Here is a 19,946-nt window from a genome sequence, read left to right on the forward strand (position 1 = left end):
CTTCGGCGCAGCGGCTCGCCCGCGCACCGGGTCGCCACGCGGCTAAACGGGTTTGGCGGCCGGGGCGCGCACGACCAGCGGCGCCGCGGGGAAGCACCACGCCATCTCCGTCCGCGACTTGCGCAGCGCCGCGGTGCCATACCCCTTCTTGCGGTGCTCGGGGTGGATCCAAATCCGCACGTTGACCTCGCCGTGGTGCAGCTCGCCGAATACCATGCCGACCTTGTGGCCCGAGTCGACGGCCACGAACCAGGCGGCCTCCTCGTCGTTGACGCGGCTCGACGCCGCGCGGATCTCGTCGTCGAGGTTGCCGGCGGGCCCGCCGGACCCGTCGCCGGCGGCGCCCATGTCCTCGGTGCGCGCGGCGAAGATGTCGCGGTCGTCGGTGGCCGAGAAGGGTCGCAGCTCGAGGGTCTCCCCGGAGCTGGCCGGACGCTCCCCAAGGGTGAAGCTCAGCTGCTTGTTCAGGTCCTCGAGCTCCGCCTGGATCCTCTTGCGCGAATCCTTGGTGAGCTGGTCGAACGACATGCTCATCACGGCTTCGGCGGCCAGGTGGGACGTGTCCAGCAGGCTGACGATCCCCTCGACCGCCGCGGCCCGGTCGTCGGAGTCCACCATGAGGTCGAGCACTTCATGTCGACGTTCGAGGGCCTTCAACAGCGCGTCGGCGATCTCCCGACGGGCGGCTTTGCGGTCTTGGTCTGTCATTGCACCAGCCTAGTTCGCCGCCGGAGGGATGGCGCCAGATCTTTGGTTGCCCAGCTCCAGAAACCGCTGGTAGCGCTCGGCGGCCGGCGCTACCCAGGCGGGGTCGGGCTCGACGACCCGCTCCGTCGACGCCCACCGGGCGGCGTCGGCGATCGACGTTTCCAGCCCGGCGGCCATGCGACCCAGGAAGGCGGCGCCCAGCGCCGCGCCCTCGGCCACCGCGGACACCTCCACCGGACGCCCGGTGGCGTCGGCGATGGCCCGCATCCACGGCTGGACCCTGGTGCCGCCGCCGGCGGCCAAGATGCGCGCCACCGGCGCCCCGCCCAGCTCGATGATCTGGCGGACGACGAAGGCCGACGCCTCGTAGGCCGCCCGCCGCAGCGACGCGGCATCGTGGGTGAGGTCCAGCGCGTCGAGCACGGCCCGGCGATCCGGGTCGTGGAACGGCGTGCGCTCCCCGCGGATGTACGGCGACCACACGGGCACCCGAAGCGGGTCGACGGCCTCCGGGTCGCCGGGCCCGATGACCCGATCCACCCAGCCGAGGAAGAGCCCGCCGGCGTTGCTGGCCCCGCCGATCTGGCTCTTGCCGGGGACGGTGTGCGGGATGGTCCACAGGCCCGGCACCTGCCGGGCCTCCGGGATCGTGGTCCACACGATCAGCGTGGTGCCGCACAGCACCAGCACGTCGCCGTCGCGGTCGGCGCCGGCCACGATCTGTTCGCACAGCGCGTCGATCGCCCCGATCCCCAGCACGGCGTCGGTGCCGGGCACCTGGCCGGCGGCCGTCCCGATCGTCTCCACCCGCGGCAGCTGCTCGGGGGTGGCGCCGCGCTCGGCGCACGCCGCCGCGTTCCAGCCGGTCCCGTCGAACAAGGGGAAGGCGGTGGCGGCGGTCGCCACGTCCAGCACCGCCTCGCCCGCCAGGGCGTGGTTGGCGACGGCGGGCGCGGGCCAGTACCCGGCCGCCCCGGGCGCCTGGGCGGCCGTCCAGCGCAGGAATTCGGCGGCCTCGCCCAGCGCCGGGAGGGGCTGGCTGTCCTCGCCCGGCACCCTGCCCCGCGCGTCGCCGTACAGCAGTCCCGGGGTCAGCGGTTTGCCCTCGGCGTCGACGGCGGTCAGCGAGGGCACCATCGCCGAGACGGCGACCGCCCGCACCTCGGGGCCGGGGGCCAGGCTCTGCAGGGCCGATACCGGGCCCCGGCGCCACGCCTCGTCGGCGTCGTGCTCCAGCCGATCGGGCGCCGGGACCCGCAGCTGGTGCGGTATGCGCACCCGCGCCGTCACCCGGCCGTCGGCGTCGGCGGCCACCGCCTTGACGGCCGTGCTGCCGATGTCGATGCCGATTGTGACGCCTTCACGTGACACGGGCGTCACCGTACGCCAGCATTGTGGTTCGTGACGTCACGACCGCGCGCCTTGGTGACCGCGCCGCTGCGGGGGCCGGGATTCGACAAGCTCCGGCAACTGGTCGACGTGGTCTACGACCCATGGATAACTGAGCTCGAGCAGACCCCGCTGCGCATCTACAGCGCCGAGCAGCTGGCCGAGCGGATCGCGGCGGAGTCCGCGGATGTCGTTGTGGTGGAAAGCGACTCGGTGAGCGGTCCGGTGTTCGACCTGGGCCTGCGGGTGATCGCCTCGACCCGTGGCGACCCCAACAACGTCGACGTCGACGGGGCCACCGCGGCCGGCATCCCGGTGCTGAACACCCCGGCGCGCAACGCCGACGCCGTCGCCGAGATGGCGGTGGCGCTGCTGCTGGCCGCCACCCGCCACCTGCTCGCCGCCGACGCGGATGTCCGCGGCGGCAACATCTTTCGCGACGGCGTCATCCCATATCAGCGGTTCCGGGGCTGGGAGATCGCCGGGCGCACCGCCGGGCTGGTTGGCCTCGGCGCCGTGGGCCGGGCCCTGCGGTGGCGGCTGTCCGGGTTGGGAATGCGGGTGATCGCCCACGACCCGTACCACGACGAGGCCCGCCACGGCCTCGACGACCTGCTGGCCGAGGCGGACGTGGTGTCGCTGCACGCACCGGTCACCGACGACACCGCCGGCATGATCGGCGCCCGGCAGTTCGCGGCCATGCGCGACGGGGTGGTCTTCCTCAACACCGCCCGGGCCCAGCTGCACGACACCGACGCGCTCGTCGACGCGCTGCGCGCCGGGAAGGTGGCCGCCGCCGGCCTGGACCACTTCGTGGGCGAATGGCTGCCCACCGATCACCCGCTGGTGGGCATGCCCAATGTCGTGCTGACGCCGCACATCGGCGGGGCCACGTGGAACACTGAGGCACGACAGGCGCAGATGGTGGCCGACGACCTGGAAGCGCTGCTGTCGGGAAAGGCGCCCGCCCATATCGTGAACCCGGAGGTGCTCGGCCGATGACGTCCGTGAAATCCGTTGATAACGCCGAAACCGCGGTGCTGGACGCGGCCAAGGACATGCTGCGCCGGGGGCTGGTCGAGGGGACCGCCGGCAACATCTCGGCACGCCGCCCCGACGGCAACATCGTGATCACCCCGTCCTCGGTCGACTATCGCGACATGCAACTCGACGACCTGGTGCTGATCGACCCCGACGGCGCCGTGCTGCGGGCGGCCGACGGCCGCGCACCCTCGTCCGAGGCGAAGCTGCACCTGGCGTGCTATCAGGCGTTCGACGACATCGGCAGCGTCATCCACTCCCATCCCGTGTGGGCGACGATGTTCGCCATTGCGCACCAGCCGATTCCGGCCTGCATCGACGAGTTCGCCGTCTACTGCGGCGGCGACGTTCGGTGCACGGACTACGCCGCGTCCGGCACCCCCGAGGTGGGCACGAACGCGGTCAAGGCGCTCGAGGGCCGGGGCGCCGCGCTGATCGCCAACCACGGGCTGGTGGCCGTGGGGCCGCGCCCCGACAAGGTGCTGCACGTCACCGCACTGGTCGAGCGCACCGCCCAAATAGTCTGGGGCGCAAAGGCTCTCGGTGGCCCGGTGCCGATTCCCGAGGACGTGAACCGCAACTTCGCCGGCGTGTACGGCTATCTGCGCTCGAATTCGTGAGGACCCAGCTGGGCCGCGCGAGCGTGACGCGGGTGGTCGAACTGCGGTTCGACCTGCCGACGCGGACCTTCCCGCACACCCCGCCCGAGGGCTGGCGCGACAACGCCGAGCTGCTGGTGCCGGACTTCTTCGATCCCGGCACCGACCAGTGGCACATCGCCATCCAGAGCTGGGTCATCGAGGTGGACGGGCTGACCGTGGTCGTGGACACCGGTGTCGGCAACGACCGCCAACGCCCGCACATGCCGCCCCTGGACCACCTGAGCACCGGGTTCCTGGCGGCGCTGCGATCGGCGGGCGTCGACCCCGCCGCGGTGGACGTGGTTGTCAACACCCACGTCCACTCCGACCACGTCGGCTGGAACACGATGCGCGACAGCGACTCCCGCGACACCTGGGTACCGACGTTTCCCAACGCCCGATACCTGGTGCCCGCCGCCGACTACCGCCATTTCCATCCCGACGGGCCGGCCGCGCGGCGAGCGCCGCGCACCGAGGAGGAGGCCGCCCAGCAGCGCGGTGACCTGCTGGTGTTCGAGGACAGCGTCCTGCCCGTCGACGCTCAGATCGTCCAATGGTCCGACGACTACCGGATCAGCCCGTCGCTGCGGCTGCGGCCCGCCCCCGGACACACCCCGGGCTCCTCGGTGCTGTGGCTGGACGCCGGCAGGCCGGCGGTTTTCGTCGGCGACCTCACGCACAGCCCGCTGCAGCTGCGACGCCCCGGGGACGCCTGCGCCTTCGACGTGGACGCCGACGCCGCCGCGGCGACCCGCCGCCGGATATTCACCGAGGCCGCCGCGGCGAGGGCCGCGGTGATACCGGCGCACTACCCCGGCCGCGGTGGCGCGACGATCCGCGCGGTCACCGATCAAGCCGATCAATTCGACATCGACGAATGGCTGGACATCGAATCCCTCGAGCCGCGGCGCTAGCTTTCCTGGCGCGCCAGCATGCGCGGACCGCGCCATTCGCGGGGAGACGCCCCATGCGCGCGGCCGAACAGCCTGCTGAAATAGCCGGGGTCGGAGATCCCGACGCGCCTGGCCACCTCGGCGACGGGCAGGTCGGTCTCGGCCAGCAACCCGCGCGCCGCGGCCATCCGGCGCTCGACGATCCACTCGCCCACGGTCCGCCCGGTGCGGCGGCGCACCACGGTGGTCAAATGCCCCGGGGTGATGCCGAGCTCGTCGGCCACGTCGCGCAGCGACAACGGTCCGCCGTGCCGCCGGTCGATCACCTCGAATACCTCGGCCAGTAGCGGCGCGCCGCTGCGCCGCAGCTCGGCGACGACCGGTCCGGCCAGCCGCGCGAGGTCGATCAACAGCAGGGTCAGATGCGCCAGGGCCGCCTGCCGGTAACCGTCCTGCCGCTCGCCCAGTTCGGTCTCGATGGATCGGATCGCGGCGTCCCACGCCGGGCGCCGGTCCGCGGGCAGCTCCAGGCGCAGGATCCCGCCGGCGTACCCGTGCAGGAACGGGAACAGCAGCGGATGCGACCGCCAGGCCGGCCACGGCGATCGCGCGTCCTCGCCGAGCGCGGCCGGATCGAAGAACACCGCGACGCCGTCGTCGAGCCGGACCACCGGTCCCGGGTCGAGCACCTCCCCCGCCGCCGCCACGTGGACCAGCCCGGTCGCCGGCACGTACCACAGCGCCGGAAAGTCGTGGATGTGGCGGCCCCGCTCGACCACGTCGCCGGGGCGCGACCGAAACACCGACACCGGGGGCGTGTCCGGATCGGTCCGGTACGCGTAGATCGGCACGCCGGCGCGCTGCCGAACCAACCGAGCCGGGCGCGTCATACTGCCAAAGATAGTCCCAGTTCTGCCGAGGATCGCCCAATTCTTCGGCGCCCAGGCCGTTCAGGATGGGATTTGTGACCAAGAATCATCCACATGACTACCTGCCCGCCGCCGGCCACGACGCGCTCCTGCCCGGCTACGACCTGCTGTCCCGCCTGCTGGGCATGGGCGGCGTCCACGAGCGGCTGATCGCGCAGGCCGAGCTCGCCGGCTGCCGACGAATCCTGGAAATCGGCTGCGGCACCGGCAATCTCATCATTCGCGCCAAGCGTGAGCATCCCGAGGTGGAAGCGGCCGGCTGCGACCCGGACCCGCGGGCACTCGAGTGGGCGCGGCGAAAGGACGGCGGGCGCAGCGGGATTCGCTTCGAACAGGGCTACGCCGAGCGGCTACCCTATGCCGACGGCGAATTCGACCGGGTGCTGTCGTCGATGATGCTGCACCACATCGATCCCGGCGCGAGAGCCGCTGCGGCGGAGGAGATCTTCCGCGTCCTGCGCCCCGGCGGCAGGCTGCACCTGGTCGACATCGGCGGCGACGCGGCCACCGACGGTGGTGTGGTGACGCGGCTCATCAGGCGCAATCACCACGTGGCCGGCAACCTCGGCGACGCGATTCCCCGGCTGCTCAACGCCGCCGGCTTCGAGTGCGCCGAGGTCGCCACGCACCGGCAACGCGTGGTCGGGCGGCTCACCTACTATCGCGCCACGCGCCCGGCCTAGGCCGCGGGCTACGGTTGACGCCGTGACGCCCTATCGCGTGGTTCAGTGGTCAACCGGCAACATCGGCAAGCGAGCGCTCGGCATCCTGCTCGACCGCGACGACTTCGACGTGGTGGGGGTGCACGCCCTGGGCACCGAGAAGATCGGGCGCGACGCCGGCGTGCTCGCGGACCGCGCCCCGATCGGCGTCGCCGCGACGGACGACGTCGACGCGCTACTTGACCTGGCGCCGGACTGCGTGAACTACATGCCGCGCGCCATCGACTACGAACTGGTGGACCGGATGCTGCGCCGCGGCATCAACGTGGTGACCACGGGGGACTTCCTGACCGGCACCCACCATCCGGTCGAACTGCCTGCGCTGCGGGGGGCGGCGCAACACGGGGGCGCAACCTTCCTGGGCACGGGATTCGAGCCGGGGTTCATCAACGTCGTCGCCGGCTTCCTCACCGGCGCGTGCCCCCGGGTGCACAGCGTCAAGCTCGTCGAGACCCTGGACTGCACCACCTACCCGGTGCACGAAGTCTGGAAGGTGCTCGGATTCGGCAAGCCACCCCGTCAGCGGGTCACGCAGATCGACGCGGACAAGCAGCGCTACGGCCTCGGCTACTTCGAGACCCTGGACATGATCGCGGACATGCTGGGCACCGAACTCGAATCGAAGGAAGCATTCGTCGAGAACGCCGTGGTGACCCGGGACCTGAACCTGGGGTGGACGGACTTCGCCGCCGGCACCGTCGGCGGCCAGCGCCGCACGTATCGCGGTTACCGCAATGGCCGCCCGGTGGTCGAGCTGGCCATCTGCTGGACCATGAGCGACGACGCGCTGGACCCGCAGTGGGAGGATCCCAAGGGCTTCAGCGTGGTCATCGAGGGCGAACCGCGCGTCGACGCGACGATCCGGTTCGGTCGACCCGGGGAGGACGTGATGACCGTGCTGATGGACAGCACCGCCGTCGCGGCGGTCAACGCCATTCCGTTCTTGTGCGCGGCACAACCGGGTGTCATCACCCCGATCGACCTGCCCGTTATCGGCTCCCCCGGCGCGTTAACGCCCTGACCGCGGCCGCTGGTCGAACGCGACCTTGACGGCCCCGCTGTCGGCCTGGTTGGCGATCGCCAAAAACGCCTCGCGCCACCGGTCGAGCCGGAAGGTGTGGGTCAGCATGGGGCGCAGGTCCACCCGGCCCGCGGCGGCCAGCTCGAGGTAGTGGGCGATGGCGTGCCGGCGCCGGCCCTCGACCTCCTCGACCCCGAAGGCGTTGGAGCCCACGAGGGCGATCTCCTTGAAATACAACGGACTCCACTCCCACCGGCCGGGCGCGTGCACGCCGGCCTTCACCAGCGTCCCGCGCGAGCGCAGCACCCGGACCCCGACCTCGAACGTCTCCGGCTTGCCGACGGTGTCGTAGACGACGTCGACGGCGCCCGGGTAGGCCATCGGCAGGCCCAGCAGCGGCCGGCGCAACCGGCCGCCGCCCCACGCGACCACCTCCTCGACGACCGCCAGGCGGGGTTCGTGCTCCACCACCAGCGCGGCGCCGAACCGGCGGGCCAACTCGGCCTGCGCCGCGAACCGCGCCACCACCGCGACGGCCACCCCGGGGTAGAGCGCCCGCAGGATCGCGACCGCGCACAACCCCAGCGAGCCGGCCCCGTACACCAGCACCCGGCCGACGGGTGGGGGTGGGTGGCGGGTGATCGCGTGCAGGGACACCGAAAACGGGTCGGCGAACACGGCCAGCTCGTCGGGCACGGAATCCGGGACCGGAAAGAGCATGCTGTCGTGGGCCGGCATCAGTTCGGCGTAGCCGCCCGTCACGTCGGCCGACACCCCGGTGTGGATGCCCGGCTTGATGTCGCCGTCGGTGAAGCTCCAGCACAGGCTGTAGTCGCCGGCTTCGCAAGCGGGACAGGGCGGTTCGATGCCGCGCGGCCCGCACGACAGCCACGGGTTGAGCACCACCCGCTGCCCCACCTCCAGCCCGCGGGCCTGGGGCCCAAGCGCCACCACGTCGGCGACCACCTCGTGGCCCATCACTTGCGGGAACGAACAGAACGCGGACAGGGCGTTGTCGGCGTCGTCCTCGCCGAAATCCATCAGGATCTGCTTGGAGTCCGAACCGCAGATGCCGGTCAGCCGCGGGCGGGTGATGACCCAATCCTCGTGGGGCAATTGCGGATCGGGCACGTCCCGCATCGCCGTCGGGGTGCGGGCCAGGTTCCGTGTCAGCGCGTTGGCGGTCCCGGGAACCTCGAAAGGCTCCGGTGGCACCCCGTAGACCAGCGCCTTCATCGCGGCGGCTCGCCGGTGTTGAGGCCGGCCACGCCCGCGATGAACGCGTCCAGGTCGGCGTTCTTGGCGGCCACTATTTCTTCCAACGCCATCTGCCGTGGGACGTAGTGCTCGAACGTGTCGGCGCCCAGCGCATCGATGATCCCTTCGGCCACCACATCGGGGTCCACCTTGGGGCCCTGGTAGAGCGGCTCCTCGCTGCCGGGCTGGTCCCAGATCTCGGTGTCGACCGGCCCCGGCTCGATCAGCTTCACCGACACCCCGGTGCCGTGCAGGTCCACGGCCATCGCCTCGCTCCACCCGCACAACGCGAACTTGCTTGCGCAGTAAGCGCTTTCGTGGATAATCCCGAGCCGGCCGCCCACGCTCGACACGTTGACGATCAAACCCGTTCCGCGCGAAAGCATCCAAGGCAGCAGGGCCAGCGTCAGTCGCATCGGGGCGAAGAAGTTGACCCGCATGACATCCTCGACCTCGTCCGGCGGCAAGGCCGTGACGGGCCGGCGTTTCGGGATCGCGGCGTTGTTGATCAGCACGTCGATGCCGCCGAGCCCGTCCCACGCTTGCCGCGCCAGCTCGGCCAGCGCCGCGGTGTCCGCCAGGTCGGCCACCCACATCGCCGACCCCGGCGAGGCCCGCCGGCAGTCGGCGAGCACCTGGGCCAGGCGATCGCGGCGGCGGGCGACCAGCCCCACGACCGCTTGCCGGCCCGCCAGCTGCCGGGCCAGGGCCGCACCCAGACCCGACGAGGCGCCCGTGATGAGCACCCGTTTACCCGCCGCGTCGTACGCCATCAATCAAGGTTGCCGCGAATCGCGGGAAGGGTACAGTGGGAGAAGCTTGTTATATCGGCTAAATATTAGATGGACTAGATCCGAACAGGGGCAAACCATGACTTCCACCAGGTATGAGGGCGACACCTGGGACCTGGCATCCAGCGTCGGGGTGACCGCGACCATGGTCGCCGCCGCCCGCGCCGTCGCGAGCCGGGCCGACCGCCCGCTGATCGACGACCCGTTCGCCGAGCCGCTGGTCCGGGCCGTCGGCGTCGACCTGCTCTCGCGGCTGGCCAGCGGCGAGCTGCACCCGAGCGAGCTCAACGACGTCCACGACGGGGCTCCGGGATCTGTCGCGTCCGCCGGGGCGATGTCCCGCATGGCCGACAACATGGCCGTGCGCACCAAGTTCTTCGACGAGTTCTTCCTCGCGGCGACGCGGGCCGGAATCAAGCAGGTCGTAATCCTGGCATCGGGGCTGGACTCGCGCGCCTACCGGCTGGCCTGGCCCGCGGGAACCGTGGTCTACGAGGTCGACCAGCCCGAGGTCATCGAGTTCAAGTCCCGCGCGCTTGCCGAGCTGGGCGCCGCGCCGACCGCCGACCGGCGGGCCGTGGCCATCGACCTGCGCGAGGACTGGCCCACCGCGCTGCGCGCCGCCGGATTCGACCCGGGCCTGCCCACCGCGTGGAGCGCCGAGGGCCTGCTCGGCTACCTGCCGCCGGAGGCGCAGGACCGCCTGTTGGACACCATCACCGAGCTCAGCGCGCCCGGCAGCCGGCTGGCCACCGAGAGCGCGCCCAACCCCGAGCCCGGCGACGAGGACAAGATGAAGGAGCGCATGCAAACCATCTCCGAACGCTGGCGCGCGCACGGTTTCGACCTGGACATGACCGGCCTGGTCTACTTCGGGGAGCGCAACGAGGCGGCCCCCTACCTGCGCGACCGCGGCTGGGCGCTGGACGCCGTCAGCATCCGGGAGCTGTTCTCGGCCAACGGACTTCCGCCCCTCGAGGGCGACGACACGCGCATGGGCGACATGCTCTACGTCAGTGGCACCCATGGGTAGGGGGCGCACCGACGGTGACAGCTGGGGGCCGGCGTCCAGCGTGGGCGCGACGGCCACCATGGTCGCGACGTCCCGCGCCGTGGCGTCGCAGGGGCCCGAACCGCTGCTCGACGACCCGCTGGCCGACCCGCTGGTCCGCGCCGTGGGGATGGAGCCCTTCACCCGCATCCTCGACGGCGAGGTCGACTTCGAGGACGACCCGCTGTTCAGCCGCGAGCGGCGGCGCGAGCAGATCACGGTCCGAACCCGGTTCTTCGACGAGTTCTTCGTCGGCGCCACCGCCGAGGGCGTGCGGCAGGCGGTGATCCTCGCGTCCGGCCTGGACACCCGGGGCTATCGACTGCCATGGCCGGCCGGCACGGTGGTCTATGAGATCGACCAGCCACAGGTCATCGCGTTCAAGACCGACACGCTGGCCGGCCTGGGCGCCGCCCCGACCGCCGAGCGCCGCGCGATCGCGGTCGACCTGCGCGAGGACTGGCCCGCGGCGCTGCGCGACGGCGGCTTCGACGCCACCCAGCCGACCGCGTGGAGCGCCGAAGGCCTGCTCCCCTACCTGCCACCCGAGGCCCAGGACCGGCTGTTCGACCACGTCACCGCGCTCAGCGCGCCGGGCAGTCGGCTGGCCACCGAACACGTGCCCGACCCGAACGCGTTTTCCGACGAGCGCCTGCGGCGCATCTCCGAACGGTGGCAGCGGCTGGGCTTCGGCCTGGACGCGGCCGACCTGTTCTACCGCGGCGAGCGCAACATCGTCGTCGACTACCTGACCACCCACGGCTGGGAGGTCAAAACCTACCCCGCCAGGGACCTGTACGCGCGCAACGGGTTTGAGTTCCCCGAAGAGGAGATGGCGGCCACCTTCGGTGAGCTGAGCTACGTCTCCGCCACACGCCGGTAGGCGTTGGCTAGGGTTCTCTCATGCCACGCACTCACGACGACAACTGGGATCTGGCGTCCAGCGTGGGCGCGACCGCGACGATGGTTGCGGCCGGGCGCGCGATGGCGACGAAGGACCCGCGCGGTTTGATCAACGATCCGTTCGCCGAGCCGCTGGTGCGCGCCGTCGGGGTGGACTTCTTCACCAAGATGATGGACGGAGAGCTCGACGTCGAGGCGATCGAGAACGCCTCGGCGGTGCGCGTTCAGGCGATGATCGACGGAATGACCGTGCGCACCAAGTATTTCGACGACTACTTCATCCAAAGCACCGCAGCCACCGGCGCCGGGGTTCGCCAGGCGGTGATCCTGGCGTCCGGTCTGGATGCCCGCGCCTACCGGCTGCCCTGGCCCGACGGCACCGTGGTCTACGAGATCGACCAGCCACGGGTGATCGAGTTCAAGACGACCACGCTGGCCGGCCTCGGCGCCGAACCGACCGCGGAACGGCGCACCGTCGCCATCGATCTGCGCGCGGACTGGCCGGCCGCCCTGTCGGCCGCGGGGCTGGATCCGGCCGCGCCGACCGCGTGGCTGGCCGAGGGTCTGCTGATCTACCTGCCGCCGGAGGCCCAGGACCGGTTGTTCGACAACATCACGGCGCTCAGCGCGCCGGGGAGCACGATCGCCACCGAATTCGTCCCCGGCATAGTCGATTTCGACGCGGATCGGATGCGGGAGAGGTCCAGCTCCTTCCGCGACCACGGCGTCGACATCGACATGGCGTCGCTGGTCTATGCCGGCGAGCGCAACCACGTCCTCGACTACCTGCGGTCCAAGGGGTGGGACGCCGAGGGCGTGACCCGAACCGAACTGTTCGGGCGTAACGGCATCGAGGTGCCGCCCCCCGAATACGACGACCCGCTCGGCGAGATCATCTTCATCAGCGGCAGGCTCTCCGGCTGACGGCCGGTCAGAGGCGCGCCTTCCCCAGCCACAGCACGCTGGCACCGCCGAGCGTCTGCTCGACGTTGTCCGAAATGCTTTGCAGCACAGCGGCGATCGAGCTGCCCGCCAGCGCGGCCAGCACATCCGGCAGCGAGGCGGCGGCCGGCTGCGAAGAGGCGCGTGGCCGCAGCAGGTCCAGCAGCGAGGAACCCGGATAGCTGACGATGCGCACCTCGGCGTCCTCGTCCAGGCCGGCCAGGATCTTCGCGCGGCGCACCGCGGCCCGCAACCCGCCGAGCTCGTCGACCAGACCGCGCTCGACGGCGTCGGCGCCGGTCCAGACCCGGCCCTGGGCAACGACATCCACGTCCTCGGTGGCCATGTTGCGGCCCTCGGCGACCCGCTCCACGAAGTCGGTGTACAGCAGGTCCACCTCGGCCTCCCGGTGCGCCCGCTGCTCCGGCGTGAACGGCGCGTCGATCGACCACGCGTCCGCATTCGCGTTGGTGCGCACCGTGTCCGACGCGACGCCCAGGCGGCCCTTGAGGTCGCGCACCACCAGCTTGCCGCTGATCACACCGATCGACCCGGTGATGGTGCCCGGGTTGGCCACGATCGCGTCGGCGGCCGCCGCGATGTAGTAGCCGCCGGAGGCGGCGGATCCGCCCATCGAGGCCACCACCGGTTTCCCGCGCCTGCGGGCCCGTTTCACCTCGCGCCAGATGGTCTCCGACGCGGTGACCGCGCCCCCGGGGCTGTTGACCCGCAGCACGATCGCCGACACCGAATCGTCGGCGGCGGCCTCGCGCAGCGCCGCCGCGATGGTGTCGCCACCCGCGGTCGACGTGCCCAGCGGAAGGAAGTGGGGGCCGCCGCGCCCGTTGACGATCGTGCCGTCAACGGTGATCACGGCGAACGTCGGCTTGGGCCGGCGGCCGCGCACCGACGGCACCGCCGAACCCAGCCGCGACCGCGCCGCGCCGGCGTAGCGCGCCAGGTACAGCCGGGGCGGATGATCATCCTCGTCGGAGACGTCCCTCGGGTGGTCTTTCGGCTCAACGAGTTCCGCCATTCGCGCATAGGCCTCGTCGCGGAATCCGATCCGGTCGACCAGGCCCGAGGCCACCGCGTCGTCGCGCAACAGCGGGGCCCGGTCGGCCAGCGCGTCGAGCGCACCCCGGTCGATCTTGCGCGACTCGGCGACGGCCTGCCACACCTGTTCTTGCAGGCTCTCGAGCAATCGGGTGACCGCCGCGCGGTGGGCCTCGGTGAAGCCGACCTCGGTGAAAAGGTTTGCCGCGGACTTGTATTCGCCCTTCGCGATGATCTGGGCCTCGATGCCCGCCTTGTCCAGCGCGTCGCGCAGGAACATGGCGTTGTTCGCGAAGCCGACCAGTCCGACGCTCCCCGAGGGCTGCAGCCAGATCTCGCCGAACGCCGAGGCGAGGTAGTACGACAGCGTGCCGGGGTAGGTCTCGGCCCAGGCCAGCGACGGCTTGCGAGAGCTGAATACCGCGATCGCCTCGCGCAGCTCCTGGACGACGGCCGGGGGCGACGCCGCGAGCTGCACTCGGGCGATCAGCCCGGCGACCCGGGGGTCTTCGGCGGCGCGGTGGATGGCGGAGACGGCGTCGCGCAGGGCGATGTGCCGGTCCCCCCCGGCGACGAGCGCCAGCGGATCGAAGCCCGTCGTCTCCGGAGGCGCCGAACGCAGGTCGAATTCGAGCACGCACCCGTTCGGGACACCATGGTGGCGTGCCGTGTCGACCCTGTTGACCAGGGCGCGCACGTCGTCGACCCCGGGGACGGAGGGCAGGAAACCAAACATATCCGCAGCCTACCGATCGGCGGCCGTACGGTGGTCTGGTGAGGTTTTCCATCGCCATCCCCCAATTCGACTACGACGGCCTCGACGCAACCGGGCTGCGCGCCTACCTCGCCCGCGCCGAGGAACTGGGTTTCGAGGGAGGGTGGGTGCTCGAGCAGATCATCGGGGCCGCGCCGCTGCTGGCTCCGCTCGAGCTGCTGGCGTACTGCGCCGCCTGCACCGAGCGGCTGCGCCTGGGGGTCGGCGTGCTGGTGACGTCGCTGCACGACCCGCTCCAGCTGGCCTCCGCCGCCACCGCCGTCGACCGGCTCAGCCACGGCCGCCTGGACCTCGGCGTCGGGACCGGCGGCGGCTTTCGACGATTCGACGCCTTCGGCGTCGAGAAGTCCACGTACATCTCGTATTTCACCGAGGGACTACAGCTGATGAAGGCGGCCTGGTCCGACGAGCCCAGGGTGACGTTTCATGGTCGCTTCCGCAACGTCGACGACCTGCCGATGGCGCCCAAACCGACCCAACGGCCGCACCCGCCGATATGGTTCGGGGGCCTCGCCCCCAGGGCGCTGGCCCGGGCGGTGCGCCACGGCGACTCGTTTCTGGGTGCGGGCTCGTCGACCACCGAGGCGTTCGCCGGGGCGGTCAAGGTGCTGCGCCGGGAACTCGACGAACAGCGAAAAGAGGCCGCACACTTCACGATTGGCAAGCGGGTCTACCTGACGGTCGACGACGACGCCGTGCGCGCCCGCGAGCGGGTGCTCGCCGGACTGCGCCGCATCTACGGCGAGATGGCGGGCATCGACGCGGTTCCGGTGTCGGGCACACCCGACGACGTCGCGCGGGGGCTGCGCGAGGTGATCGACGCGGGCGCGCAGATGCTGCTGCTCAATCCCGTCGGCACGAGCGTCGCCGAGAACCGTGAGCAAATGGAACGCCTTGCCGCGGAAGTGATTCCGCAGTTGCGTTAGCTCGCGCGAGCGCTACAGCGCGGTGACCGAGCCGCCGGCGGCGGTGATCTTTTCCCGGGCGCTGCCGCTGAACTTGTGCGCAGTCACGTCGACCTTGACCGACAGCTCGCCGTCGCCGAGCACCTTGACCAAGGAGTTCTTGCGAACCGCTCCCTTGGACACCAGGTCGTCGACCCCGATGGAACCGCCCTGCGGGAACAGCCGGTTGATGTCGCCGACGTTGACGATCTCGTACTCGGTGCGGAACCGGTTGCGGAAGCCCTTCAGCTTGGGCAGCCGCATGTGGATCGGCATCTGCCCGCCCTCGAAGGTCGCCGGCACCTGCTTGCGCGCCTTGGTGCCCTTGGTGCCGCGGCCCGCGGACTTGCCCTTGGAGCCCTCGCCGCGACCGACGCGGGTACGGGCGGTCTTCGACCCCGGCGCCGGCTTGAGATCATGCAGCTTGATCGTCATTTGGCCTCCTCCACCCGAACGAGGTGGCTCACCACCGCGATCAGGCCGCGCGTCTGTGGGTTGTCCTCACGGATCACCGAATGGCGAATCCGCCGCAGCCCCAGGGTGCGCAGGCTCTCGCGCTGCTTCCAGCGCGCCCCGATGGTGCTGCGCACCTGGGTGATCTTGAGCTGACTCATCGCTATGCCGTCCCCTCCCGGACCGCCGCGCCCGCGGGCAGGCCGGCGAGCCCGTCGCGCTCCCGGCGCGCCTTCAGCATCCCTGCCGGGGCGACGTCCTCGATCGGCAGGCCGCGGCGAGCGGCCACCTCCTCCGGGCGCTGCAGCAGCTTGAGCGCGGCCACGGTGGCGTGCACCACGTTGATCGCGTTGTCGCTGCCCAACGACTTGGCCAGGATGTCGTGCACCCCAGCGCATTCCAGCACGGCGCGGGCCGCGCCGCCGGCGATCACCCCGGTACCCGGGCTGGCCGGGCGCAGCAGCACCACCCCGGCGGCGGCCTCACCCTGCACCGGGTGCGTGATGGTGCCGCCGATCAGCGGGACCCGGAAGAAGCCCTTGCGCGCCTCCTCCACGCCCTTGGCGATCGCGGCCGGCACCTCCTTGGCCTTGCCGTAGCCGACGCCGACCATGCCGTTGCCGTCCCCGACGATGACCAGCGCGGTGAAGCTGAATCGCCGCCCACCCTTGACCACCTTGGAGACGCGGTTGATGGCGACGACGCGTTCGAGGTAGTTGCTCTTGTCGCCGTCGCGGTCGCGATCACGGCCGCCGCGGCCGCCCCCGTCGCGCCGGCCGCGGCTGTCGCGGCCGTCACCGCGGCTGTCGCGGCTGTCCGGGGCGCCCGGCCCGCCGGTCGACTGTTCCGCCATTATGCGGTCCTTCCAGTTGTCATCGGGCTGATGTCGTTCATCAGAAACTCAATCCGTTCTCGCGTGCGGCATCGGCCAGCGCCGCGATCCGTCCGCCGTAGGTGTATCCGCCACGGTCGAAGACCACGGTGTCGATGCCGGCGGCCTTGGCCCGCTCGGCGATCAGTTGGCCGACCCGCACGCTGCGGGCCTTCTTGTCGCCCTCCAGGCCGCGCACGTCGGTCTCGATCGACGAGGCGGCGGCCAGCGTGGTGCCGTTCTCGTCGTTGACGAGTTGGACGTGGATGTGGCGCGCCGAGCGGTGCACAACCAGCCGCGGGCGCTGCGGGGTGCCCACGATCTTCTTGCGCAACCGCGCGTGCCTGCGCAGCCGGGAAACCCGCCGGGTCGCGGATACGCTCTGCCCCACCGGCTTCCGCACGGCGGTGTCAGCCTGTTTTTGCGCCATGGCTACTTACCTGTCTTTCCGACCTTGCGGCGGATCTGCTCGCCCTCGTAGCGCACGCCCTTGCCCTTGTACGGGTCGGGACGGCGCAGGCGGCGGATGTTCGCCGAGATCTGGCCGACCTTTTGCTTGTCGATCCCGGAGATCGTGAACTTCGTCGGTGACTGCACCGCGAACGTGATGCCCTCGGGCGCCTCGATCACCACGGGGTGGCTGTAGCCCAGCGCGAACTCGAGGTTGGAGCCCTTGAGCTGCACGCGGTAGCCGACCCCGAAGATCTCCATCTTCGTGGTGTAACCCTCCGTCACGCCGGTGACCAGGTTGGACACCAGGGTGCGCGACAGCCCGTGCAGCGAGCGGTTGCGCCGCTCGTCGTTGGGCCGGGTCACCACGATCGCACCGTCGTCGTTGCGGGCCACCGCAATCGGCTCGGCCACCGTCAGGTTCAGGCTGCCCTTGGGCCCCTTCACCGAGACGTTCTGGCCCTCGATCGTCACGTCGACCCCGCTGGGGACCGGAATGGGTTGCTTACCAATGCGCGACATCGTTTTCTCTATCCTCCCCGCCCTTACCACACGTACGCGAGGACTTCGCCGCCCACGCCCTGTCTGGCCGCCTGGCGGTCGGTGAGCAGACCCGACGACGTCGAGATGATCGCCACGCCCAGCCCGCCGAGCACCCGCGGCAGGTTGGTCGACTTCGCGTAGACCCGCAGCCCCGGCTTGGACACCCGGCGCAGGCCGGCGATGCTGCGCTCGCGGCTCGGCCCGTACTTGAGCTGCACCACCAGCGACTTGCCCACCCGGGCGTCTTCGGTCCGGAAGTCGCTGATGTACCCCTCGTTCTTGAGGATCTGGGCGATGTTGGCCTTGAGCTTGGAGTGTGGCAGCGTCACCTCGTCGTGATACGCCGAATTGGCGTTGCGCAGACGCGTCAAGAAGTCCGCGATCGGGTCAGTCATGGTCATAGTTCAGTCCCCGTGTCCCGTCACCAGCTGCTCTTCTGCACGCCGGGCAGCTCCCCCGCGTGCGCCATCTCGCGCAGGCAAATCCTGCACAGCCCGAACTTGCGGAACACCGCGCGCGGGCGGCCGCACTTGCTGCAGCGGGTATAGCCGCGCACCGCGAACTTCGGTTTGCGCGCGGCCTTGTTGACCAGTGCCTTCTTTGCCATGCTCAGTTCTCCTTGAACGGAAAGCCGAGGGCCCGCAACAGCGCTCGTCCTTCGTCGTCGGTCGTCGCCGATGTGACGACGTTGATGTCCATGCCGCGGACCCGGTCGATCTTGTCCACGTCGATCTCGTGAAACACCGACTGCTCGGCCAGCCCGAACGTGTAGTTGCCGGCCCCGTCGAACTGCTTGGGCGAAAGCCCGCGGAAGTCACGGATACGCGGCAGCGCGATCGACGTGAGGCGGTCGAGGAACTCCCACATCCGGTCCCCGCGCAAGGTGACCCGAGCGCCGATCGGCATGCCCTCGCGCAACTTGAACTGCGCGATGGACTTCCGTGCCTTGCGGATCTCGGGCTTCTGCCCGGTGATCAGCGCCAGGTCGTTGACCGCGCCGTTGATCAGCTTGGCGTCCCGGGCGGCGTCGCCGACGCCCATGTTGACGACGACCTTGGTCACCGTCGGGATCTGCATGACGTTGCCGTAACCGAACTGCTTGTGCAACGAATCCCGAATCTCGTTGCGGTAGCGCTCCTTCAGGCGCGGCTGCACTTTCTCTGCGGTAGTCATCAGATGTCCTTGCCGTTGCGCTTCGAGACGCGGACCCGCTTGCCGGTCTCCTCGTCCACCCGGTAGCCGATCCGGGCGGGCTTGCCGTCGGAGTCGACCACCATCACGTTGGAGACGTGGATCGGCGCTTCCTGGGTGACGATGCCGCCCGAGCGGGCGCCGCGCTGGTTGGTCGAGACCGCGGTGTGCTTCTTGATCCGGTTGACGCCCTCGACGAGCACGCGGTTGCGTTCCGGGTAGGCCTGCAGCACTTTGCCCTTCGCCCCTTTGTCTTTGCCCGCGATGACGAGGACGGTGTCGCCCTTGTGGACCTTCATCTACAGCACCTCCGGGGCCAGCGAGATGATCTTCATGAACCGCTTTTCGCGCAGTTCGCGGCCGACCGGCCCGAAGATGCGCGTCCCGCGCGGGTCGTTGTCGGGCTTGATGATCACCGCGGCGTTCTCGTCGAACTTGATGTAGCTGCCGTCGGGGCGCCGGCGCTCCTTGACCGTGCGCACCACGACCGCCTTGACGACGTCGCCGCGCTTGACGTTGCCGCCGGGAATGGCGTCCTTGACGGTGGCGACGATGACGTCACCGATGCCGGCATAGCGTCGCGACGAACCGCCGAGCACCCGGATGCACAAGATCTCCTTGGCGCCGGTGTTGTCGGCGACCTTCAGCCGCGATTCCTGCTGAATCACTCGATCTCCTGACCTGGTTCACGTGTGCACGGCAGGAAGACGGCCTTCCAACCAGGAAAGCCCACCACAAAGCCCTGACATGCGCGGTCTTATAAAGCGGTTCGTCACCGAAGGGCACGCGGGGCCGATATACACCGGCCGAGGTCTGCCCAAGGCAACCCCTGGAGTCTAGGGGACGACCAGCTCAGAGCCAAATTCACCGATTTTGCGGATATCGGCCAGGTGGTGCACGCCTTCGTGCATCGCCTGGCGCACCAGCCACCGCGCGGTGCGCCGCTCCCCCGGCAAACGGGTCGCGACCCGGTCCCAGTCGCCTTCTCCCATCCGGGCGACCTCATCACGGAACCCGCCCGCGGCCGCCGCCAGCTCGCGAAGCGTGGCGTCGACGTCGCAGTCGTTGTACCCGAAGCGGCGGGCCCGCAGGTCGTTGAACATCGGCTCCAGCGCGGGCCGTTCCTCGGTGCGGACGCGATGTAGCCGGATGGTGAAGCTGACATAGACGTCACGCAGGTGGCAGAGGTATTCGGCGACCGACCACACCCCGGGACCGGGCCGGACCCGGCGCGCCTCGGGTGGGATCGCGCCGACGGCCTCCCGCACCGCGTCCGGCAGGCCGGCGATGACCCCCACCGCGTCCTCGACGGGGGTCGCCCGGTAGTCGACCGAACACTCCCCGCACACGTGATCCTCGGTCGCCAGCGGCGGCA

26 protein-coding genes are annotated in these 19,946 nt (G+C 70.5%); 9 read left to right on the forward strand and 17 right to left on the reverse strand.

What is annotated here, in order from left to right:
* Window positions 1-42 precede the first annotated feature (42 nt).
* Both BST11_RS07695 and BST11_RS07700 read right to left on the reverse strand, forming a co-directional pair.
* A complete protein-coding gene (locus BST11_RS07695; protein ID WP_083137337.1) occupies window positions 43-708 on the reverse strand; it encodes a GNAT family N-acetyltransferase in 666 nt (221 codons plus the stop codon).
* Between the two features lie 9 nt (window positions 709-717).
* Window positions 718-2,079, reverse strand: coding sequence for a xylulokinase (locus tag BST11_RS07700; protein ID WP_083137367.1), 1,362 nt, complete (start codon window positions 2,077-2,079; stop codon window positions 718-720).
* A gap of 30 nt (window positions 2,080-2,109) precedes the next feature.
* Here BST11_RS07700 and BST11_RS07705 point away from each other — a divergent pair, with 30 nt between their 5' ends.
* The 3 genes from BST11_RS07705 to BST11_RS07715 are packed head-to-tail and all read left to right on the forward strand — an operon-like array spanning window position 2,110 to window position 4,693.
* Window positions 2,110-3,099 carry an NAD(P)-dependent oxidoreductase gene (locus BST11_RS07705; RefSeq protein WP_083137368.1) on the forward strand — a complete coding sequence of 330 codons (990 nt, stop codon included), beginning with the start codon at window positions 2,110-2,112 and terminating at the stop codon, window positions 3,097-3,099.
* Window positions 3,096-3,758, forward strand: a complete 663-nt coding sequence (locus BST11_RS07710; protein ID WP_169834887.1) for an L-fuculose-phosphate aldolase — start codon at window positions 3,096-3,098, stop codon at window positions 3,756-3,758. Before BST11_RS07705 ends, BST11_RS07710 begins: the two co-directional genes overlap by 4 nt.
* Window positions 3,755-4,693 (forward strand): MBL fold metallo-hydrolase, encoded by a 939-nt coding sequence (locus tag BST11_RS07715; protein WP_083137338.1) that lies wholly within the window; start codon window positions 3,755-3,757, stop codon window positions 4,691-4,693. Before BST11_RS07710 ends, BST11_RS07715 begins: the two co-directional genes overlap by 4 nt.
* Here the strand turns inward: BST11_RS07715 and BST11_RS07720 are convergent.
* Window positions 4,690-5,562 (reverse strand): helix-turn-helix transcriptional regulator, encoded by an 873-nt coding sequence (locus BST11_RS07720; RefSeq protein ID WP_083137339.1) that lies wholly within the window; start codon window positions 5,560-5,562, stop codon window positions 4,690-4,692. The genes BST11_RS07715 and BST11_RS07720 overlap by 4 nt on opposite strands.
* Before the next feature lie 74 nt (window positions 5,563-5,636).
* On the opposite strand from BST11_RS07720, the gene BST11_RS07725 reads away from it, so the two are divergent.
* Window positions 5,637-6,284, forward strand: coding sequence for a class I SAM-dependent methyltransferase (locus BST11_RS07725; RefSeq protein ID WP_372509625.1), 648 nt, complete (start codon window positions 5,637-5,639; stop codon window positions 6,282-6,284).
* A gap of 22 nt (window positions 6,285-6,306) precedes the next feature.
* On the forward strand, window positions 6,307-7,344 hold the full coding sequence (locus BST11_RS07730; protein WP_083137341.1) for an NAD(P)H-dependent amine dehydrogenase family protein: 1,038 nt from the start codon (window positions 6,307-6,309) through the stop codon (window positions 7,342-7,344).
* Here the strand turns inward: BST11_RS07730 and BST11_RS07735 are convergent.
* Window positions 7,333-8,580 (reverse strand): zinc-dependent alcohol dehydrogenase, encoded by a 1,248-nt coding sequence (locus BST11_RS07735; RefSeq protein ID WP_083137342.1) that lies wholly within the window; start codon window positions 8,578-8,580, stop codon window positions 7,333-7,335. The two genes, BST11_RS07730 and BST11_RS07735, sit on opposite strands and share 12 nt — an antisense overlap.
* On the reverse strand, window positions 8,577-9,374 hold the full coding sequence (locus tag BST11_RS07740; RefSeq protein ID WP_083137343.1) for an SDR family NAD(P)-dependent oxidoreductase: 798 nt from the start codon (window positions 9,372-9,374) through the stop codon (window positions 8,577-8,579). The genes BST11_RS07735 and BST11_RS07740 overlap by 4 nt, the downstream gene beginning before the upstream one ends.
* Before the next feature lie 97 nt (window positions 9,375-9,471).
* On the opposite strand from BST11_RS07740, the gene BST11_RS07745 reads away from it, so the two are divergent.
* Genes BST11_RS07745 through BST11_RS07755 form a run of 3 tightly spaced genes read left to right on the forward strand, consistent with a single transcriptional unit; the run spans window position 9,472 to window position 12,270 of the window.
* Complete coding sequence (locus BST11_RS07745; protein WP_083137344.1) at window positions 9,472-10,425, forward strand: class I SAM-dependent methyltransferase; 954 nt, start codon at window positions 9,472-9,474, stop codon at window positions 10,423-10,425.
* The gene (locus BST11_RS07750; protein ID WP_083137345.1) at window positions 10,418-11,326 is read left to right on the forward strand and encodes a class I SAM-dependent methyltransferase; all 909 of its coding nucleotides are present in this window, start codon (window positions 10,418-10,420) and stop codon (window positions 11,324-11,326) included. Before BST11_RS07745 ends, BST11_RS07750 begins: the two co-directional genes overlap by 8 nt.
* Before the next feature lie 20 nt (window positions 11,327-11,346).
* Window positions 11,347-12,270 carry a class I SAM-dependent methyltransferase gene (locus BST11_RS07755; protein ID WP_083137346.1) on the forward strand — a complete coding sequence of 308 codons (924 nt, stop codon included), beginning with the start codon at window positions 11,347-11,349 and terminating at the stop codon, window positions 12,268-12,270.
* 7 nt (window positions 12,271-12,277) lie between these two features.
* On the opposite strand, the gene sppA is transcribed toward BST11_RS07755, so the two are convergent.
* On the reverse strand, window positions 12,278-14,080 hold the full coding sequence (gene sppA, locus BST11_RS07760; RefSeq protein ID WP_083137347.1) for a signal peptide peptidase SppA: 1,803 nt from the start codon (window positions 14,078-14,080) through the stop codon (window positions 12,278-12,280).
* A gap of 38 nt (window positions 14,081-14,118) precedes the next feature.
* Here sppA and BST11_RS07765 point away from each other — a divergent pair, with 38 nt between their 5' ends.
* Window positions 14,119-15,045 (forward strand): LLM class flavin-dependent oxidoreductase, encoded by a 927-nt coding sequence (locus tag BST11_RS07765; protein ID WP_083137348.1) that lies wholly within the window; start codon window positions 14,119-14,121, stop codon window positions 15,043-15,045.
* 12 nt (window positions 15,046-15,057) lie between these two features.
* On the opposite strand, the gene rplO is transcribed toward BST11_RS07765, so the two are convergent.
* The 11 genes from rplO to BST11_RS07820 all read right to left on the reverse strand — a co-directional run.
* Window positions 15,058-15,498 carry a 50S ribosomal protein L15 gene (rplO, locus tag BST11_RS07770; protein WP_067322144.1) on the reverse strand — a complete coding sequence of 147 codons (441 nt, stop codon included), beginning with the start codon at window positions 15,496-15,498 and terminating at the stop codon, window positions 15,058-15,060.
* The gene (rpmD, locus tag BST11_RS07775) at window positions 15,495-15,677 is read right to left on the reverse strand and encodes a 50S ribosomal protein L30 (RefSeq protein ID WP_083137349.1); all 183 of its coding nucleotides are present in this window, start codon (window positions 15,675-15,677) and stop codon (window positions 15,495-15,497) included. Before rpmD ends, rplO begins: the two co-directional genes overlap by 4 nt.
* A 2-nt stretch (window positions 15,678-15,679) precedes the next feature.
* Complete coding sequence (gene rpsE / locus BST11_RS07780) at window positions 15,680-16,369, reverse strand: 30S ribosomal protein S5 (protein ID WP_083137350.1); 690 nt, start codon at window positions 16,367-16,369, stop codon at window positions 15,680-15,682.
* Between the two features lie 40 nt (window positions 16,370-16,409).
* Window positions 16,410-16,778 carry a 50S ribosomal protein L18 gene (gene rplR / locus BST11_RS07785; RefSeq protein ID WP_082957948.1) on the reverse strand — a complete coding sequence of 123 codons (369 nt, stop codon included), beginning with the start codon at window positions 16,776-16,778 and terminating at the stop codon, window positions 16,410-16,412.
* Window positions 16,779-16,819: 41 nt separating this feature from the next.
* Window positions 16,820-17,359, reverse strand: a complete 540-nt coding sequence (rplF, locus tag BST11_RS07790) for a 50S ribosomal protein L6 (RefSeq protein ID WP_067322160.1) — start codon at window positions 17,357-17,359, stop codon at window positions 16,820-16,822.
* Window positions 17,360-17,382: 23 nt separating this feature from the next.
* Window positions 17,383-17,781: a 30S ribosomal protein S8 gene (rpsH, locus tag BST11_RS07795; protein WP_067322164.1), complete on the reverse strand. Its 399-nt coding sequence runs from the start codon at window positions 17,779-17,781 to the stop codon at window positions 17,383-17,385.
* A 20-nt stretch (window positions 17,782-17,801) separates the two neighbouring features.
* Entirely contained in the window at window positions 17,802-17,987 is a 186-nt protein-coding gene (locus BST11_RS07800) for a type Z 30S ribosomal protein S14 (RefSeq protein WP_011739072.1), read from the reverse strand.
* Between the two features lie 2 nt (window positions 17,988-17,989).
* Window positions 17,990-18,553: a 50S ribosomal protein L5 gene (rplE, locus tag BST11_RS07805; RefSeq protein WP_067322169.1), complete on the reverse strand. Its 564-nt coding sequence runs from the start codon at window positions 18,551-18,553 to the stop codon at window positions 17,990-17,992.
* A complete protein-coding gene (rplX, locus tag BST11_RS07810; RefSeq protein WP_067322172.1) occupies window positions 18,553-18,870 on the reverse strand; it encodes a 50S ribosomal protein L24 in 318 nt (105 codons plus the stop codon). Before rplX ends, rplE begins: the two co-directional genes overlap by 1 nt.
* Window positions 18,871-19,239 (reverse strand): 50S ribosomal protein L14, encoded by a 369-nt coding sequence (gene rplN / locus BST11_RS07815; protein WP_003403649.1) that lies wholly within the window; start codon window positions 19,237-19,239, stop codon window positions 18,871-18,873.
* Between the two features lie 168 nt (window positions 19,240-19,407).
* The coding region (locus BST11_RS07820) for a DinB family protein (protein ID WP_083137351.1) at window positions 19,408-19,946 on the reverse strand (539 nt) is incomplete at its 5' end.

The organism is Mycobacterium alsense, assembly GCF_002086635.1.
GTDB classification, from domain to species: Bacteria; Actinomycetota; Actinomycetes; order Mycobacteriales; family Mycobacteriaceae; genus Mycobacterium; species Mycobacterium alsense.

Excerpts from the sequence above, each read along its gene's own strand:
- BST11_RS07735 (WP_083137342.1), bottom strand. The coding sequence starts at position 8,580 with ATGAAGGCGCTGGTCTACGGGGTGCCACCGGAGCCTTTCGAGGTTCCC.
- BST11_RS07750 (WP_083137345.1), top strand. The coding sequence starts at position 10,418 with ATGGGTAGGGGGCGCACCGACGGTGACAGCTGGGGGCCGGCGTCCAGC.
- BST11_RS07710 (WP_169834887.1), top strand. The coding sequence starts at position 3,096 with ATGACGTCCGTGAAATCCGTTGATAACGCCGAAACCGCGGTGCTGGAC.
- rplE (WP_067322169.1), bottom strand. The coding sequence starts at position 18,553 with ATGACTACCGCAGAGAAAGTGCAGCCGCGCCTGAAGGAGCGCTACCGC.
- BST11_RS07695 (WP_083137337.1), bottom strand. The coding sequence starts at position 708 with ATGACAGACCAAGACCGCAAAGCCGCCCGTCGGGAGATCGCCGACGCG.
- sppA (WP_083137347.1), bottom strand. The coding sequence starts at position 14,080 with ATGTTTGGTTTCCTGCCCTCCGTCCCCGGGGTCGACGACGTGCGCGCC.
- BST11_RS07745 (WP_083137344.1), top strand. The coding sequence starts at position 9,472 with ATGACTTCCACCAGGTATGAGGGCGACACCTGGGACCTGGCATCCAGC.
- BST11_RS07755 (WP_083137346.1), top strand. The coding sequence starts at position 11,347 with ATGCCACGCACTCACGACGACAACTGGGATCTGGCGTCCAGCGTGGGC.
- rplX (WP_067322172.1), bottom strand. The coding sequence starts at position 18,870 with ATGAAGGTCCACAAGGGCGACACCGTCCTCGTCATCGCGGGCAAAGAC.
- rpsH (WP_067322164.1), bottom strand. The coding sequence starts at position 17,781 with ATGACCATGACTGACCCGATCGCGGACTTCTTGACGCGTCTGCGCAAC.
- rplO (WP_067322144.1), bottom strand. The coding sequence starts at position 15,498 with ATGACGATCAAGCTGCATGATCTCAAGCCGGCGCCGGGGTCGAAGACC.
- rpsE (WP_083137350.1), bottom strand. The coding sequence starts at position 16,369 with ATGGCGGAACAGTCGACCGGCGGGCCGGGCGCCCCGGACAGCCGCGAC.
- BST11_RS07740 (WP_083137343.1), bottom strand. The coding sequence starts at position 9,374 with ATGGCGTACGACGCGGCGGGTAAACGGGTGCTCATCACGGGCGCCTCG.
- rpmD (WP_083137349.1), bottom strand. The coding sequence starts at position 15,677 with ATGAGTCAGCTCAAGATCACCCAGGTGCGCAGCACCATCGGGGCGCGC.
- rplF (WP_067322160.1), bottom strand. The coding sequence starts at position 17,359 with ATGTCGCGCATTGGTAAGCAACCCATTCCGGTCCCCAGCGGGGTCGAC.
- BST11_RS07720 (WP_083137339.1), bottom strand. The coding sequence starts at position 5,562 with ATGACGCGCCCGGCTCGGTTGGTTCGGCAGCGCGCCGGCGTGCCGATC.
- BST11_RS07800 (WP_011739072.1), bottom strand. The coding sequence starts at position 17,987 with ATGGCAAAGAAGGCACTGGTCAACAAGGCCGCGCGCAAACCGAAGTTC.